Annotated in this window: 18 protein-coding genes; 12 read left to right on the top strand and 6 right to left on the bottom strand. The window is 62.0% G+C overall.

The annotated features are described in order from the left end of the window. Positions 1-131 precede the first annotated feature (131 nt). Complete coding sequence (locus FLM9_RS06205; RefSeq protein ID WP_074457751.1) at positions 132-575, bottom strand: hypothetical protein; 444 nt, start codon at positions 573-575, stop codon at positions 132-134. A 539-nt stretch (positions 576-1114) separates the two neighbouring features. Here FLM9_RS06205 and ndhL point away from each other — a divergent pair. The 4 genes from ndhL to FLM9_RS06185 are packed head-to-tail and all read left to right on the top strand — an operon-like array spanning position 1115 to position 2883. Beyond that, positions 1115-1351, top strand: coding sequence for an NAD(P)H-quinone oxidoreductase subunit L (ndhL, locus tag FLM9_RS06200; RefSeq protein WP_074457750.1), 237 nt, complete (start codon positions 1115-1117; stop codon positions 1349-1351). Continuing rightward, positions 1348-1698, top strand: coding sequence for a DUF3007 family protein (locus tag FLM9_RS06195; protein ID WP_074457749.1), 351 nt, complete (start codon positions 1348-1350; stop codon positions 1696-1698). Before ndhL ends, FLM9_RS06195 begins: the two co-directional genes overlap by 4 nt. 12 nt (positions 1699-1710) lie before the next feature. Then, the gene (gene trpA / locus FLM9_RS06190) at positions 1711-2553 is read left to right on the top strand and encodes a tryptophan synthase subunit alpha (RefSeq protein WP_074457748.1); all 843 of its coding nucleotides are present in this window, start codon (positions 1711-1713) and stop codon (positions 2551-2553) included. Positions 2554-2601: 48 nt separating this feature from the next. Beyond that, on the top strand, positions 2602-2883 hold the full coding sequence (locus tag FLM9_RS06185) for a YciI family protein (RefSeq protein WP_074457747.1): 282 nt from the start codon (positions 2602-2604) through the stop codon (positions 2881-2883). A gap of 25 nt (positions 2884-2908) precedes the next feature. On the opposite strand, the gene pgeF is transcribed toward FLM9_RS06185, so the two are convergent. Genes pgeF through FLM9_RS06170 form a run of 3 tightly spaced genes read right to left on the bottom strand, consistent with a single transcriptional unit; the run spans position 2909 to position 5732 of the window. Further along, positions 2909-3736, bottom strand: a complete 828-nt coding sequence (gene pgeF / locus FLM9_RS06180; RefSeq protein WP_074457746.1) for a peptidoglycan editing factor PgeF — start codon at positions 3734-3736, stop codon at positions 2909-2911. Next, the gene (locus FLM9_RS06175) at positions 3736-4599 is read right to left on the bottom strand and encodes a Tab2/Atab2 family RNA-binding protein (RefSeq protein WP_074457745.1); all 864 of its coding nucleotides are present in this window, start codon (positions 4597-4599) and stop codon (positions 3736-3738) included. Before FLM9_RS06175 ends, pgeF begins: the two co-directional genes overlap by 1 nt. Continuing rightward, on the bottom strand, positions 4596-5732 hold the full coding sequence (locus tag FLM9_RS06170; protein WP_257243031.1) for a S1 RNA-binding domain-containing protein: 1137 nt from the start codon (positions 5730-5732) through the stop codon (positions 4596-4598). Before FLM9_RS06170 ends, FLM9_RS06175 begins: the two co-directional genes overlap by 4 nt. Positions 5733-5790: 58 nt before the next feature. Here FLM9_RS06170 and FLM9_RS06165 point away from each other — a divergent pair, with 58 nt between their 5' ends. The 6 genes from FLM9_RS06165 to folE all read left to right on the top strand — a co-directional run bounded on the left by FLM9_RS06165 (position 5791) and on the right by folE (position 11042). Continuing rightward, positions 5791-6603, top strand: a complete 813-nt coding sequence (locus FLM9_RS06165) for a creatininase family protein (RefSeq protein WP_074457743.1) — start codon at positions 5791-5793, stop codon at positions 6601-6603. A 24-nt stretch (positions 6604-6627) separates the two neighbouring features. Next, complete coding sequence (locus FLM9_RS06160; RefSeq protein ID WP_074457742.1) at positions 6628-7359, top strand: aldehyde oxygenase (deformylating); 732 nt, start codon at positions 6628-6630, stop codon at positions 7357-7359. A 32-nt stretch (positions 7360-7391) separates the two neighbouring features. Beyond that, entirely contained in the window at positions 7392-8444 is a 1053-nt protein-coding gene (locus tag FLM9_RS06155; protein ID WP_074457741.1) for a long-chain acyl-[acyl-carrier-protein] reductase, read from the top strand. An 8-nt stretch (positions 8445-8452) separates the two neighbouring features. After that, positions 8453-9439 (top strand): acetyl-CoA carboxylase carboxyltransferase subunit alpha, encoded by a 987-nt coding sequence (locus FLM9_RS06150; RefSeq protein ID WP_074457740.1) that lies wholly within the window; start codon positions 8453-8455, stop codon positions 9437-9439. Between the two features lie 81 nt (positions 9440-9520). Continuing rightward, positions 9521-10234, top strand: a complete 714-nt coding sequence (locus FLM9_RS06145) for an SDR family oxidoreductase (protein WP_074457739.1) — start codon at positions 9521-9523, stop codon at positions 10232-10234. A gap of 37 nt (positions 10235-10271) precedes the next feature. Continuing rightward, entirely contained in the window at positions 10272-11042 is a 771-nt protein-coding gene (gene folE, locus FLM9_RS06140) for a GTP cyclohydrolase I (RefSeq protein WP_074457757.1), read from the top strand. Positions 11043-11045: 3 nt separating this feature from the next. On the opposite strand, the gene FLM9_RS06135 is transcribed toward folE, so the two are convergent. Next, positions 11046-11729 (bottom strand): phosphoribosylanthranilate isomerase, encoded by a 684-nt coding sequence (locus FLM9_RS06135; RefSeq protein ID WP_074457756.1) that lies wholly within the window; start codon positions 11727-11729, stop codon positions 11046-11048. A 77-nt stretch (positions 11730-11806) separates the two neighbouring features. On the opposite strand from FLM9_RS06135, the gene FLM9_RS06130 reads away from it, so the two are divergent. After that, positions 11807-13066, top strand: coding sequence for a site-2 protease family protein (locus FLM9_RS06130; RefSeq protein ID WP_074457738.1), 1260 nt, complete (start codon positions 11807-11809; stop codon positions 13064-13066). A 61-nt stretch (positions 13067-13127) separates the two neighbouring features. Next, positions 13128-13904: a carbohydrate ABC transporter permease gene (locus FLM9_RS06125; RefSeq protein ID WP_081340251.1), complete on the top strand. Its 777-nt coding sequence runs from the start codon at positions 13128-13130 to the stop codon at positions 13902-13904. A gap of 23 nt (positions 13905-13927) precedes the next feature. Here FLM9_RS06125 and FLM9_RS06120 read toward each other — a convergent pair whose 3' ends face one another. After that, on the bottom strand, positions 13928-15919 hold the full coding sequence (locus FLM9_RS06120; RefSeq protein ID WP_074457737.1) for an HDIG domain-containing metalloprotein: 1992 nt from the start codon (positions 15917-15919) through the stop codon (positions 13928-13930). Between the last annotated feature and the right edge of the window lie 165 nt (positions 15920-16084).

Here is a 16084-nt window from a genome sequence, read left to right as displayed (position 1 = left end):
GGCTCAAAATAGGCTCAATCTGACTCCCGCGCTGCTGTAAAGATCCAATTTCCCAGACTTTCCCAAGAAACTGTGAACTGCTTGTCATCATCCAGGACTTCATTTTTCCCTATCCTGGACGTAAACCCCGATCAAACGATGCAAATGCCGGACCCAGTGTGGCGCCGTAGAACGAACCGGTCGGGTGCCAGCACAACACATCGGACCGTCGGCCTGTAACGGCCAAGATAATAATTGACTTCGCTGGGCTCGGAGCCGTCATTGGTGCGAGTTTCACAGATTCGCCGCCCCACTGCCTTGCCCCATTGGACCCCCAAGGCCTTGGCCTCGTTGTTGGGAAACTGGTTCAGGAAGGCAATGCGCTCAAACAGGAAAGGTTGTTGGAAGACTTCAGCCGCCGTCTCTGCAAAAGCAATCCTGTAGGTAACTTCCGAGTTGGCATCACGTGGTCCGGCGCCAATTCCAAAAGGTTCTCCATAGGCCTGAACAATCCCGTTGGCGGCAAGAAAACCGGCGGCCGTGGCCACGCTGTAATTATAGGCCGCCTGGCGTGGAGAAATCCCTTGGTCCCGCACCTCTGCAAGGCCGCATCCACAGACTGAAAGACGGTCTTCTAGTGCTGTGGTTTGATGATCTGTGCCCCATAGGAAGATCAGTGATAAAGGGCGCCATACGGGGAGAAGGGCAGCCTGTGATCAAAGTGGCGACGCTGGTGCGCCAGCGGTGGCCAGTAGAAATTTTCGCCTGGAAAGATTGATTTCCATAATTGTAATTATATGTGTCTAGAATAACTATCTTTCCCTCTGAAATTCAGTGGTGAAGAATCGCCGAATCTCTTGCGGGAATGTAATAAATTGTTGCAGAATGACATAAGAGATCATGAAGCCAGTTGCGTCTTGATGCAGATTAGCAACCTGCTGCATGCAATTCATGCAGTCCCCTTGACGGTCTGTCCTGGGTTGAAGACCTCAGCCCAACGCCGGCGCGTGTAGTCCAACTGGCAGAGACAGGCGACTTAAAAATCGCCTCAGTGCGGGTTCAAATCCCACCACGGGCATGGTTTCCCGCCACGTACGGTATTTTGAATCTCTGTGACCCCTCCGCTGGTAGACCCATGCCCATGCCATCATTCAACACCCTGCTGCTTCTGGGACTGGTTGGCGTTCTGGGGGTGACCTATCTGGTCCTGGCCCCTGGCGCCTTGATGGCCTGGCTCCACCGACGTTGGCACGGGATGGGCAAAGTGGAGCGGTTGCTAAGCTATGGACTGGTGTTTCTTTTGTTTCCGGGGTTGATTCTGCTGTCCCCCTTCGTGAATTTACGTCCTGCGGGACGCTATGACAAGCCATGACCAAAGGGCACGTGCTTCTGCTGGGCCTGGCCTTGTTGGCTGTTGGCGGGATGCTTCCCCAGGTGTTGCAATGGGCGGGCTTTGGTGAACTCAACGCAGGATTGGTGTCCACCGCCCTGCTGGTGCTGGTGGTGATCCTCTGGGTGGCCAGCTATGGCTGGCGGGTTGTGCGGGGCGACATGACCTTCATGCAAATGCGCAGGCACTACCGCCAGCGCTACGATCAGGCCACGGACGAGGAATTGCTGCGACGCTTTGAAGCCCTGAGTGAAACGGAGCAGCAGGAGTTGTTGTCCTCCACCGCCCCTGAGTCTGGCGACGCGTCGAGCCGGCAAACGGCTGAGTGAATGAGTTAAGTGATGGTCTGCAATCCCGCTTCGCCTGAACCCAGTGCCATCGGCGCCCGCTTTGCCACCCTGGCCCAACAGGGGCGTTGCGCCTTGATGCCCTTTTTGATGGCTGGTGATCCGGACCTGGACACCACAGCGGCCTGCCTGCTGGCCTTGCAGGACCAGGGGGCTGATCTGGTGGAATTGGGCATTCCCTACAGCGATCCCCTGGCGGATGGTCCGGTGATTCAGGCCGCGGCTGGACGGGCCTTGGCAGCGGGCGCCACCTGTGGGGGTGTGCTGGACATGCTGGCGGGTCTGCGTGGGCAGTTACACATGCCCGTGGTGCTGTTCACCTATGCCAACCCCTTGCTCAACATGGGGGTAGACACCTTCTGTGACCGTGCAGCCGCCGTGGGCGCAGCGGGGTTGGTGGTGCCGGATCTCCCCCTTGAGGAGGCGCAACGCCTGTCCCCCATGGTGGCGGCTGCCGGGCTGGACATGGTGCTGTTGGTGGCGCCCACCACGTCCCCCCAACGCATGGCCCGGATTGCCCGGACCAGCCGCGGCTTTATCTATCTGGTGAGCGTGACAGGGGTGACAGGGACCCGCGAGCAGATGGACCAGCGGGTGGCATCCCTGGTTGGCCAACTCAAATCCCTGGCCCGACAACCAGTGGCCGTGGGCTTCGGAATTTCCACTGCCGCCCAGGCATGGCAGGTGCGCCTCTGGGGCAGTGACGGGGCCATTGTGGGCAGCGCTTTTGTAAAGCGCATTGCTGCGGCCGGCCCATCCGACCCTCCAGCCACGGTGGTGGGGGCGTTCTGCGCCGAGTTGCGCCGGGGGTTGGATTCCCCTGTGTCCATCACCTGAGGGGCCAGTACACGTAAAGAATGGGAGGAGGCGTATCCGTCATGGGCCATGAAATTCGTGCTCTGGGGCCGCTACTGTGCAGATGCCCTCACCAAACGGACCCCCTATCGGGAGCAGCACTTGGCGGGGCTACGGGAGCAGTACGCCAGGGGGGTGCTGCTGACCCTGGGTCCCACCGCAGGGAGCACCCATGTGTTTGGCGTCTATGAGGCCCCGTCCCAGGAAGAGGTGGAGGCCCTGGTGAAGGGGGATATCTACTGGGCACAGGGCATTTGGACCCAGGTGGACATCTATCCCTGGACCGATGCCATCCCCTTCCCCAGCCCCTGACGGCGGCTGGTTGTTCCGGTTGAGCCTAGCCGGTCCCTCCGGCCATGGCCTGACCCGCAATGCCGCTCCATTGCACCGCCTTGCGTTGATCCCGTCGCCAACTGTGGAACAGCTTTGCCTCACGGAAGGTGCAGTAGGGGCAGGTGTGAATGGCGCTGGCCAGAATGCCTGAATCCTGAAGCTGCAAGGCAGCTGCTCCGCGAATATCCAGGTGATCCTGCAGGGGTTGTTGGTCACTGTGCTGGGGGTCGGGCGTCACATGGCCAGCCGCCAGGAGCCGTTGCCATCCATCCCCGTGGAGTGGGGCAGCCACCTTGCTGCTCACGGAGCGCTCCACCTGATAGCAGGGGCCGGAAACGGCTGGACCCAGGGCCACCTGCAGCGTGGCAGGCTCCATCCCCTGGACCATGAGCCGTTCCACGGCAGCGGCCAGCACCCCGGCGGCTAGGCTGCGCCAACCCCCATGACAGACCGCCACATGCCCTGTCCTGGGATCCGCCAGCAGCACCGGTGTGCAATCCGCCCCGCACACCCAGAGGCTTTGCCCCCCTGCAGTACTGATGAGCCCATCCGCCTCCGGCCAGGGGGGAGCCACCGCATCACGGGCCGTCACCACTGCGCCGCCATGCACCTGGCGCAGGCGATGAACCGTGAGGCCGGGGCTCAGGTAGCCCGCCAACTCCGCCGGTCCGCGGCCTGACCAATGGCGCGTAAAGAACCCATGGGCAAAGTCTTTCAGGGCATCGCATTGCAGTAGATAGCCCCCGTAGCAGCCCACCCAGGTCCAACCACTGAGAGTGTTGAAGGTGGAATCTGGCCAGTCTGCAAAGGGCGCAGAGGGGGGATCAGCCATCAGGGCAGGATCTGGTCGCGGAGAAGCCAAAAGCCGGCAAGGTGCTGCGTTTGGGAGGTATTTTGCACGGACAGAAACTGTAGGCCGGCCGTGGACTGACAGGACTCTGCCAGCGTGGTGGCAGCGGCTTTGGCCTCGCCGGGGTCCAGGCGGCCCAGGAGCCAGCGTTGATCCAGACCGGCCTCCAGCAGCAGGCAGTTGTCGCTGACGGCTAACTTCAGGGGCTCCAACCCTGCCACCCATCCCGCCACGGCCAGGGCCCGGTCTCCGGCGAAGAGGCGCACACCGGGTATGGTGGCCCCCGGTTCCACTGGGGCGGGCAAAGACATGAGACCCGAAAAGTCCACCGGCCAGCCACCAGCCTCCCTCAAGCTGGTCAACGGCAAGGATGCCCATTCCCAAGCGTCGCCTCTGGCGGCATCGGGCAGGGGCTTGGTGGGTGCAGGTGTTGTTGGCATGGGGGCAGCCCTTGGGCCGGCCAGATAGCCGTCCTGCCGGGGATAGACCGTGCGCTGCCGTTCCTGGAGCCAGTCAATCAAGGCGTAGCAACGGCGGCTTGGCACCACCGCCACACCAAGGGGTTCGGAGGCCCGCTGCACCATGGCCACCATGGCCTGGCGCCAACATCGCAATCGCCGTGGGCGGCTGTGGCCGCCAGCTTCCGCCTCGTCCAGAGCCTGCTCCAGGGCCTCTCCCAGCCAAAGGGAGTTCACCTGGTCCGCCGGGCAGGCTCTACGGAAACGAAAACCCGTTTGGGGTGGGGTGTCCATTGCCGGCGTGTCACACACCAGCAGTTCCCAGCGCTTGCGGCCGTCCGGATCCAACAGTGGACGGCTGTAAAAATCCACCTCCCAGTCACTCATGGTCTGCTGTCATCTCCGGATAACGGTGCCTGTGGCTTCTGCTGACGCTCCTGCTCCTGAAACAGGGCAGCCCGCGCCCGCTCGGCCCGCTGCTCCGCCTGGCCCATCACCTCAGCTTTGGCCACCAGCAGTTCACCGGGCAGGTTTTCCAGCAGCGCCGTATTGAGGGCGATGCGACCACGGGCAGCGTCAATGTCCGTCACCAGGGCGGAGATGGTCTCCCCCATGCTGAACACCTCCCGTAAATCGCGGATATGGCCGGCACTGATGCAGCGCTGATGCAGCAGGCCACTGATGGGTCCCAGGTCCACGAAATAGCCAAACCGCTTCAGACCACTGATTTGACCCGTCACCAAATCCCCCACGTTCAACTGGGCAAAGCGCCGGGTACGGGATGCCTGCTTCTCCGAGAGCACCAGCTTGGAGGTCTTGGGGTTGGCCTCAAGAACGGTGACCCCAAGGGTTTTGCCCACCAGTGCATTGTGGTTGTCCCCGTCCACCAGTTGCGAGCGGGGAATAAACCCCCGTAGACCCTCCACGGTGCAGGTGCAGCCACCACGGTTGAAGCCGCTGATGACGACTTGCACCACGGCAGCCTCCTGGGCGAGCCGCGTCACGGTTGTCCAACTGTCCCGCACCATGAGGGCCCGGCAACTGACGGTGACCATGCCTTCGGCGTTCTGCTCACCCGTCACCAGCACCTTCAGTTGCTTCCCTTGGGGGAACTGGGCCGCCATGTCGGTGATGACTCCGAAACCACACTCCTGCCTGGGCAGCCAGCCAGGGGCCTTGCCCTCGATATCCACATAGACACCGTCACTTTCGTGGCTAATCACCGTGCCACATACCTCCTCCCCTTTGGCGCCGCCGCTGGCGCTGTCAGCCAGGGCCGATTGGAAGGCTTCTTCATCAAAGTCAACATCATCCACGCTGCGGGGCGTGTAGGACGGCAGGCCCGCAGCGCTTTCCAACACCGGATCCAGCGGCCCATCAAGACCCACAGGCGACGGGGGCGGCCCTTCTGTTGGTGGTGAGCCGTCCTTAGTCCGCTGCCGCACCTCGGATTTGTTGATTTTGAGGATTGAGAGACCGATGTCTCTGTCGGTGGGGCGTTTGACGTCTTTCGCCTTCATCGGCAATGGGTGGGCTGGGGGCATTATGGACCGATTACCCCTGATCGTTAGTCTGCCCATGAATCCTGAGCAGCACCGTGGTCTCCACCACCTGAGTTGGCCGGAGGCGAAGCGAGCCGCTGCCTGTGACGGCAGCACCGTCGTGGTGCCCTGGGGTAGCCTGGAGCAACACGGTCCCCATTTGCCGTTGGGGACCGACGGCTTTTTTGCGGAGCAGGTGCTCCACCAGGTGCTGCAAGCTCTACCTCACCAGCTGCCCATTTGGTCCCTGCCGCTGCAAAGTCTGGGCTTTGCGCCGGAGCACCGGCGCTTTGGGGTGAGCTTCACCCAGCCGGCAGAGGTGATGCTGGCCCAGGTGGAGGCCATTGCGGAACCGTTAGCCCGCTCAGGCTTCCAGCGGCTGGTGCTCTTCAACGGCCATGGGGGCCAGATCAGTCTTCTGGACGTGGCGGCGCGGCAGGTCCACGGACGCCATCCCCAACTGGGTGTCCATGCCTGGTTTCTCTGGGATGTGGACGGGGTGATGGACCTGGTTCCGGAGCCTGAGCGCCGTGAAGATCTCCATGCCGGCCTGGCGGAAACCAGCCTGATGCTTTACATGGCACCAAACCTGGTGCAGCTTCACCAAGCCGTTGCCGAACCGCCGCCCCCACCGCCGGCCGGCCTGTCCCTGGAGGGACGCTGCCCCAGCGCCTGGACCACAAAGGCCCTGAGTCGATCAGGGACCGTGGGCAGCCCCCATGGGGCCACTGCGTCCTTGGGGGCTGCCCTGAATCAAAAGCTGGTGCAGGGGTGGATCACAACATTCACCACGCTACTGGGCAGTTCATGGCCGCCCCGGGGAGCGGCTGAGTCTTCGGATAGAGTATAAACCCATCACAACGCACCACAATTCATGTCAACTCCCGCCACTGCGCCTAGTCCTAATCTCTCCGCCCCCACAACCGGCCTGGTTGCCTCCTTGCCCGACTTCACGTCAGCAGCCTACAAGGACGCCTACAGCCGCATCAACGGCATCGTGATTGAGGGGGAGCAGGAGGCCTGCGACAACTACAAGGCCCTTGGCACCCTGGTGCCGGAGCAGGCCGAGGAGTTGGGGCGGTTGGCCCTCATGGAACTGAAGCACATGCGCGGCTTCCAGGCCTGTGGCAAGAACTTGAAGGTGACGCCCGATATGGACTTTGCCAAGGACTTTTTTGCGCCCCTGCGGAACAACTTCCAGGCGGCCCTGGCCGAAGGCAAGGTGCCCACCTGTCTGTTGATTCAAGCCATTCTGATTGAGGCCTTCTCCATTTCCGCCTATCACATCTATATCCCCGTGGCCGACCCTTTTGCCCGCCGGGTGACCGAAGCGGTGGTGAAGGACGAATATCTTCACCTCAACTACGGTCAAGCGTGGCTCAAGGCCCACTTCGACCAGGTGAAGGAGGAACTCATGACAGCAAATAAGGCCAACCTTCCCCTCATCAAAACCATGCTCAACACCGTGGAGACCGATGCCGCCCAACTGCGGATGGAGAAGGAAAACCTGATTGAAGACTTCTTGATCGGCTACCAGGAGGCCCTCAGCGATGTGGGCTTCACCACCCGGGAGATCATCAGGATGAGCGCCCAGGGGCTCGGCTGAGGCTTTAGGTTTCCCACAGATTAAAACTGTACATGTTTGGACTGATCGGTCACTCCACCAGCTTTGCTGTGGCCAGGAAACGGGCAGAGGAGTTGGGCTATATGGAGCACGCCAAGGGGGATCTGGACACTTGGTGCAGCACCCCCCCACAGTTGCTGGAGACCTTCACCGTGAAAAGCCCGACGGGCAAGGAGATCACAGGCGGCTACATCGACTCCTGCTTCTTGCCGGAGATGTTGCCGGCCCGCTTCAAAACGGCGGCCCGCAAGGTGCAGAACGCCATGGCCTATGCCCAGAAAAACGGGTTCAGTGTCACGGCCCTGGGGGGGTTCACCTCCATTATCTTTGAAAACTTCGACTTGGCCCGCTTTCAGAAGGTGCGCTCCACCATGCTGGAGTGGCAACGCTTTACCACCGGCAACACCCACACCGCTTGGATCATTTGCCGACAGGTGGAAGACAATGCGCCGCGCCTGGGCATTGCCCTGGAAAAGGCCGTGGTGGCCGTGGTGGGCGCCACCGGGGACATCGGCAGCGCCGTCTGCCGTTGGCTCAAGCAGCACACCGGTGTGAAGGAGTTGTTGCTGGTGGCCCGTCACCAGGGACGGCTGGAGACGCTCCAGCAGGAGTTGGCTGGCGGCAACATCCTGCAACTGGAGGAAGCTCTGCCACAAGCGGACGTGGTGGTGTGGGTGGCCAGCCTGCCCAAAAACGTGGAGGTCAACACCAACACCCTGCGGCGTCCCTGCTTGATGGTGGACGGGGGCTACCCGAAAAATCTGGACACCCGCATCCACGCCCCCCACCTCCATGTGCTGAAAGGAGGCATTGTGGAGTTCTGGCGCGATATTGGCTGGCACATGATGCAGATTGCCGAAATGGAGCGCCCGAATCGCCAGATGTTTGCCTGCTTTGCGGAGGCCATGTTGCTGGAGTTTGAAGGCTGGCACACCAACTTCAGTTGGGGGCGCAACAACATCAGCCTGGTGGCCATGGAGAAAATTGGTCAGGCATCCGTGCGCCATGGCTTCCGGGCCTTGGGCCTGAGTGATCTGGTGACGGCTCCCGCGCTTTCCATCTCCTGAGTGCTGTCATGGCCAAATCAAGCCAACATGTCCTGGACTTCGAGCGGCCCCTGGCGGATTTGGAGGCCAAAATCCAGCAGATTCGCCTCGACTCGGAAAACAGTGATCTGGACGTGAGTCAACAGGTGGAGCAACTGGAACAACTGGTGGCCAAGCGACGGCAGGAGATCTACGCCAATCTCACCCCGTCCCAGGTGATTCAGGTGGCCCGCCATCCCCAGCGTCCCAACACCCTCAACTACATCGAAACCCTGTGCGACACTTGGTATGAACTCCATGGGGATCGCTGCGGCAACGACGACACCGCCCTGGTAGGCGGTGTCGGCACCATTGACGGTGTCCCCCTGTTGCTGATGGGCCATCAAAAGGGGCGGGACACCAAGGAAAAAATGGCCCGCAACTTTGGCATGGCATCCCCGGGGGGCTACCGCAAGGCCCTGCGACTCATGCGCCATGGGAACCGTTTTCAGTTGCCCCTACTCATGTTCATCGACACCTCCGGAGCCTATGCGGGCCTCAAGGCGGAAGAACAGGGACAGGGGGAGGCCATTGCGGCCAACCTGCGGGAAATGTTTGCCCTGCGGGTGCCCATCCTCGGCTGCGTCATCGGTGAGGGTGGCTCGGGCGGCGCCTTGGGGATCGGCATTGTGGACCACCTGATGATGTTCGAGTACAGCATCTACACCGTGGCCAGCCCCGAGGCCTGCGCCGCCATCCTCTGGAAGGATGCAAAAAAGGCTGCTGACGCCGCCCAGGCCCTGCAGATCACCGCCCGGCAGTTGCGAGACTTGGAACTGGTGGATGAGGTGATCCCTGAGCCCCTGGGGGGGAACCACGCCTTCCCCAAACAGGCGGTGGCGGCCCTCAAGGAGGTGATTCTCCGCCACCTCAAGGTGTTGCAGGCCCTCGGCCCGGAAGAGCTTTTGGAGCGTCGCTATGAAAAGTTCCGCCGCATGGGCCGGGTGCTGGAGACAGGCGACGACGCCATCCCTTAAAGTCTTGTAATGATCCTGTTGGGGATCATTGCTTCCCTTGCACGCGTCCCTCTGACATTACCCACCTCATCCTCGTCGTCGATGCGCCGCTCTGCCCTGATCACAGGCGCCTCCCGAGGAATTGGCGCTGCCACAGCCCGCTGCTTTGCAGCCCGGGGTTGGGCATTACAACTCCTGGCCCGTGACGGTCCCGCGTTGGACGCCCTGGCCAGCGAGTTGCGGAGCCAGGGCGCCGTAGTTCACTGGGCCATGGTGGATTTGAGCAAGGCGGAAGACATCCCGACCAGTGTGGAGACACTCCTGGCTGCAGGGGGACCTCCCGGGGTGTTGATCAATAATGCCGGGGCCGGCTACACGGCTCCCCTGGCCACCATGTCCCTCCAGGACTGGCAGTGGCTGGTGCAACTCAACCTCACCAGTGTGCTGCAGGTGACCCAGGTGGTGCTGCCGGGGATGCGCTCGGCGGGAGGTGGCTTGATCATCAACATTGGCAGCCATGCTGCCGACCATGCTTTCCCGGAGTGGGGAGGCTACGGCATGACCAAGGCGGCCCTGGCGGCTTTCAGTCGCTTCCTGGCCCTGGAGGAGGCATCCCGAGACATTCGCGTCACAACCGTCACCCTGGGTGCGGTTAATACGCCCCTGTGGGACACCCCAACCGTCCACGTTGACCTGGATCGCCGTGCCATGCTGGATCCAGAACATGTTGCTCATGCTCTCCTCCAGTTGGCAGAACAGCCCCCAAGGCAGCGCATCGAGACCCTCACCTTGCTCCCGGCCGCTGGAGCGCTTTGATCACTTTTGAATGATGACTCTTGACGATCTGAAACCCATGCCGTCCCTGGAGGCGGATTTTGACGTGGCGCCCCATCTGCCGCTATCTGTCACTGGCACGGCTGACAGGGCGACAAGACCAGCCACCCCATCCACCACCAGCGCCCGCATCCGCCAACGCCTCCAGGCGGCGCGGGCCTCTTTCTTTGCCAACGACAATATCGCCGCCTACCTTGAAGAGGGGGAGTTGGAGAACTTACAGGAAGAGGTGGTGGAACAGGTGCGTGGCCTGCTTAAGACGTTGGTCATTGACGTGGACAACGACCACAACACTGCGGAAACTGCGGAGCGGGTGGCCAAGATGTACCTCCACGAGGTGTTCAAAGGGCGCTACCACCCCCAGCCCAAGGTGGCGTCTTTCCCCAATGTGAGGGAACTGGACGAGATTTACACCGTTGGTCCAATCACGGTGCGCTCCGCCTGCTCCCACCACCTGGTCCCCATCCTGGGCTACTGCTGGATTGGCATCCAGCCTGGTGAACGGGTCATTGGCTTAAGCAAATTCAGCCGCATCGCCGATTGGGTGTTTTCCAGGCCCCACATCCAGGAGGAGGCCGTGATCATCCTGGCTGATGAAATCGAGGCCCTCTGCAAACCCCGGGGACTGGGCATTGTGCTCAAGGCTCAGCATTACTGCATGAAATGGCGTGGTGTGAAAGAACCCCAGGCCTCCATGGTGAACAGTGTGGTGCGGGGCAGTTTCCGCAGCAATGCCTCCATGAAGAAGGAGTTCTTCGACCTCATTCGCCAACAGGAGAGCCTGCTCTGAGGTTCACACACCGGCGCCTCGCACCGCTGCCACAAAGGCGGCGCAGCGGCGCAGATCTTTCCGGCCCGGGGCGTACTCCAGGCCGCTGGATGCATCCACGCCGTCAGGGCGCACCCCCATGGTTGCCAATTGCTGAAGGGTGGCAGCCACGTTGTCCGGTCCCAGGCCTCCAGCCAGCCACCATGGACCGGAAAGCCGCTGGTGACCAAACCAGGTGAGGGGAAGCTGCCGGCCTGTTCCCCCCAGTTGCCGGGGAACATGGGCATCAAACAACCGGGCCGCGGCCCCGTCCCGGTGCTGCTGGGTTGTGCGCAAGTTCTCGGGACTGCCAATGCGGTGGGCTTTCCAGATGGGCAATCCCCAACGTTGGCCCAACTGACGGCAGCGTTCCGGTTGTTCCTGTCCATGAAGTTGAAGAACCGTGGGGCGTTGCCGGTTGTCTTGGGTGGCCAAATAGGCATCAAGCTGATCATCGTCCCCATTAGCAACGACCAGCACCCGCTCCACGGAAGGATTTTGTTCCTGGACAACGGTCCAAATGGCCTGACTGACTGATGGTGGTACCCAACGGGGCGAGCCCGCCACGGCAATCACCCCAATGGCCTGTACGCCGCAAGCCACCACGGCCTGGGCTTGCCGTGGCGTGGTCAGCCCGCAGATCTTCACTTGAACCGGGACACTGCCCATGGTTGGGATCTCCCCCATTACCAAAAGCGCTGCACGTTTGCTCCACTTTCTAAGATAAGGGAAGGCTGAGGGATTCCATGGGAAAAGCCTGGACAATCGGTGCCGTTTGCGGTATTCCCCTACGGGTTCATCCCAGTTGGCTGTTGATCGTGGGCCTGGCCACGGTGTTGTTTCAGGGGCAGTACGGCCGGTTGCTACAGGATCGTCAGTTGGCGGTCGCCGCACTTGGCATCTGGCTGCTGGGTTTGTTGACGGTGCTGCTGCTGTTTGGCTCCGTGCTGCTCCATGAGCTGGGCCATTCTTTGGTGGCGCTCCGCCATGGGGTCAAGGTGCGCAGCATTACCCTTTTTCTCTTCGGTGGCGTGGCCACCCTTGAAAAGGAGTGCCGCTCAGCCCTTGCGGCCCTGCAGGTGGCAGCGGCAGGACCTGCCGTCAGCTTTACCCTGGCCCTGAGCTTCTTCCTGCTGGCCAACCTCATCGAGGCGACCCAGCCCATTGCGGCGCTGGTCTGCCAGCGGCTGATGATCCTTAACCTTGTTCTGGGGGTCTTCAATCTAATGCCAGGTCTCCCCCTGGATGGGGGCCTGATTGTGAAGGCCCTGGTGTGGCACTTCAGCGGCAGCCGTCGTCGGGGCATTCAGGTGGCAGCTGCGACTGGCCTGGTTCTGGCCATTACGGCCATTGCTTCCGGCCTCTGGCTTGTCCTGGTGTGGCGCACCTCCTCCGGTCTCTGGCTCGGGTTGCTGGGATGGTTTGGGCTGGAAGCCGCCAGCGCCCAGTTGCAACTGCTGCGCCTGCAAGACCAACTCCTGCAGCTGCGGGTGCAACAGGTGCAGGGGCGGCGCTACCGTGTTCTGGATGCCCAGTTGGATCTCCGGACCGTCAGCCGCCAACTGGCTGGGGAGGCAGCGGAGATGGGACCTCAAGACTGGCTGCTGGTGTACGAGGGCCACCGCTGGCTGGGCCGTTTCCAGCCCGAGACGCTCAAGGCGCTGCCGGTGCAATGCTGGTCACGGGAAAGCGTGAGTCAACGGCTCCAGCCCAGGGAGGAGATCCCCAGCATCCGGGACAGCACCCCCCTTTGGCAGGCGGCCCTGGCCTTGGAACAGGCTCCCGAGGCGCGCCTACTGGTGCTCAGTGGGGCGGGTCTGCCCAGTGGCACCATCGACCGGGTGGACCTGGTGAAGGCAGTCTGCAAAGGTTTGGGCATTCGCCTCCCCGAGGCTTTCCTCGGCCAGATCCAACGCCTTGGCGGCTATCCTCCAGGCCTCCAGTTGGGCCTTGTGGCCAGCACCATGGCAGACAGTGAAGACACGAACTCCTCCGTCAAATCCTGAGGTTTCCCCCCGTCCCCCACTGCGCTTGGGGCCGGGTTTCCAGTTGGCGTTTCTGCTGGCCATGGCCCTGCTGGTGCTCCTGCCCCTTCTCTGGCTAGTGAGTACGTCCCTGAAGGGACCCGGTGAGGACATTTTCCAGACACCCCCCCAGTTGTGGCCCCGAACCCCCAGCCTGGCGGCCTACAAGCGCCTGTTCCAGGACACCCTGATTCTGCGCTATCTGCTCAACAGCGCGGTGGTGAGCGCCGTTGCGGTCACGGCCAATCTCCTCTTCTGCAGCCTGGCGGCCTTCCCTCTGGCCCGGCTCCACTTCCCCGGCCGTGGCCTGGTGCTGGCCCTGGTGGTGGCCACCATCCTGATTCCGTTTCAGGTGGTGATGATTCCCCTCTACCTGGTGATGGTGCAGGTGGGCTTGCGCAACACCCACATGGCCTTGATCCTTCCCAATGCCGCCACGGCCTTTGGCATTTTTCTTCTGCGCCAGAGTTTTCTCGGTGTCCCTCAGGAACTGGAAGAGGCTGCCCAGATGGACGGCTGCACTGCCCTGGGGCGTTGGTGGAACGTGCTGATTCCTGCCGCCAGGGCTGACCTGATCACCCTGGCGGTATTTGTGTTTATTGGCACCTGGAGCGATTTCCTCTGGCCTCTCGTCATTCTGGATGATCCACGGCTTTACACGTTGCCCCTGGGCCTGCAGCAACTCTCCAGCAGTTTTTCGCTGGACTGGCGCCTGGTGGCTGCCGGGGCCGTGGTCTCGATTCTGCCGGTGCTGGCGCTGTTCACCATGGTACAGCGGTTGATCCTGCCCAGCAGTGCCGCCAGTGGTGTGAAGGGGTGAGCGGTTCCCTCGCGGGTGCTGCCTTAGCTGGTAATGATGTCTTTGGGAGCAATGGGATAGGGAATGCGGTGATGGTGCATCCGCTTCCACACCTTCACAAAGGCGTCCACCACTAACTCCAGTTCCATGCGGCTGAGCCCCGACTGGACCAGTTGCCCATCCCGGATGCGGGAGTCCACAATGCGGCGCACGGTGGCGTGGGCTTCCCCCTCGCCCACCTCGGGCGGCAGGGAGCGCAGCGCTGCTTCACAACCATCGGCCAGCATCTGAATTCCGGTTTCCCGTGAGCGGGGGGTGGGTCCCCGATAACGGAAGTCCTTCTCCTGGGCCATGGGATCGTGCTTCCGGGCGGCGTGCCAGAAGTATTCCATGCGCATGGTGCCCTGGTGCTCCGGAATGAAGTCGCAGACGGACTGGGGTAGACGGGCCCGACGGGCCATGCGCAGGCCCTCGTCCACATGGGCCTGCAACACCTTGGCGCTGGTCCACGGATCGTTCAAGAGTTCATGGGGATTGAGCCCATCGGATTGATTCTCGATGAACCATTGGGGCCGGTGGAGCTTGCCGATGTCGTGATAGAGAGAGCCGGTACGCACCAGGTCCACGTCCGCCCCAATGGCCCTGGCTCCCTCTTCAGCCAAACCACAGATCATGAGCGTGTGCTCAAAGGTGCCCGGCGTTTCCCTGGAGAGGCGCCGCAGCAACGGACGTTGCAAATCAGCCAACTCCAACAAGCGGCTGCGGCTCACCAGGCCACAGGTATTTTCCAACGCCGGCGCCAGGTTAAGGCCGAGAAGCAGGATTGCCCCCATGACCAATCCTTCTCCCAGTGGCTCCCCACTGCTCAGCAATCCCACAGACACCACCCTCATCTGCTCCGCTACCCGGAACGTGAGCATCTGCAGAAGGAGCGCCGCCAGGGTCAGCAGGGTGGCGGTCTGCAACAGTTGGGCACGACTCCGCTGATAACCGGCTGTTAGTGCGGCGATGGCGGCGACAAGGAAGGCAACCAGCACCCGGAGCAGGCCCATGTTGTCCATGGGGAAGGGCCAAAGGGCTGAAGCCAGGGCCAACCAGCCCAAGGCTGTGCCCGTGCCCATGACCTCCGCCAGCAAAAAGGTGGGTGGAACCAGAACAGCCAGCGGGCTGACCGCTGCCCTCAACCAGAGCTTGACCCCCTGAACCAGGGCCATGGTGAGCAAAAGCACCAACCCGTGATGGGGCTGCAGTCGGGGGTTCCAGCGGCGCGCCACCTGCACCACCAGCCATGATCCCAGAACGGCTTCACCAAAGCGCCAGGCCCAGTTTTCCAACTGGAGCCGACGGGGCACAAAGTTGAAGTGGTCCAGCACGTCAAACTGCCGTGAACTGATCTGCTCACCGCGCCTAACAATGAGGTCGCCGGTTTTGACCTGGATCACCTCGGCGTTCTGATTCAGGAGCTTCTCGGTTAGCTTGCGGGTGAGGTCAGGATCTGCCCGCAGGTTGGTCTTGCCCAGGAGTGAGCGAACCAGGAGTTTGGCACCCACCTGCTGCTGCAGCTTGGATTCAGACAGGGCGGATAATTGCTGCTGGGCGGCACTTCGCAAACTCTGCTCGGAGATGGACGCCACCAACCCTTGAGCCAACATGCGCTGTTGGGCATCAAGAACCTCCTGCTCCCAGGCCTGCCGGTCGTCCCCCTGCAGTTGTTGCTGATCTTCCAGCTCTTCCCTCGATAGATCAATGGGAGGCACCGCCAGGTCGTCCGTGGCAATGCTGCGACCCAGTTCTCCAAGACTTCGCTCCAAGGCGCTCTTCAGGAGCAGGTTTTGCTGGCTGTCAGTCACGTGGACCACCGTGCGGAGACCCAGGTCGCTGCGCCTGGCCTGCAGGGCGGCCCGGTCAATCACCTGCGCAGATGCCGGTGCCCGGTAGTCCTGCTCTGCGATGGCCCCCACAGCCAACACCGGCTCCCGCAAGAGGGGCCAACTGGAGAGGATGCCCACCAGCAGTGCCGCCAAAACAACAGCCATCCACCCGGACCATGGCCACGGTCGCGACCATGGCCGCGGTTGTTGCGTCCACCAGAAGCAATGCAAGAGATGGGCAAGGTTCAACAGGGCTCTGGGCAGGCCACCGTTGCAGAGATGGCGGATCCAGCGGACTATGGTTCTATAAATTTTGCATCGGGCATCGAT

Origin of the sequence: Candidatus Synechococcus spongiarum, from assembly GCF_900047545.1 — a bacterium.
Classification (GTDB): Bacteria; Cyanobacteriota; Cyanobacteriia; order PCC-6307; family Cyanobiaceae; genus Synechococcus_B; species Synechococcus_B spongiarum_C.
The sequence above is the reverse complement of the archived record's forward strand: the minus strand, read 5'-3'. Positions and strand labels throughout refer to the sequence as shown.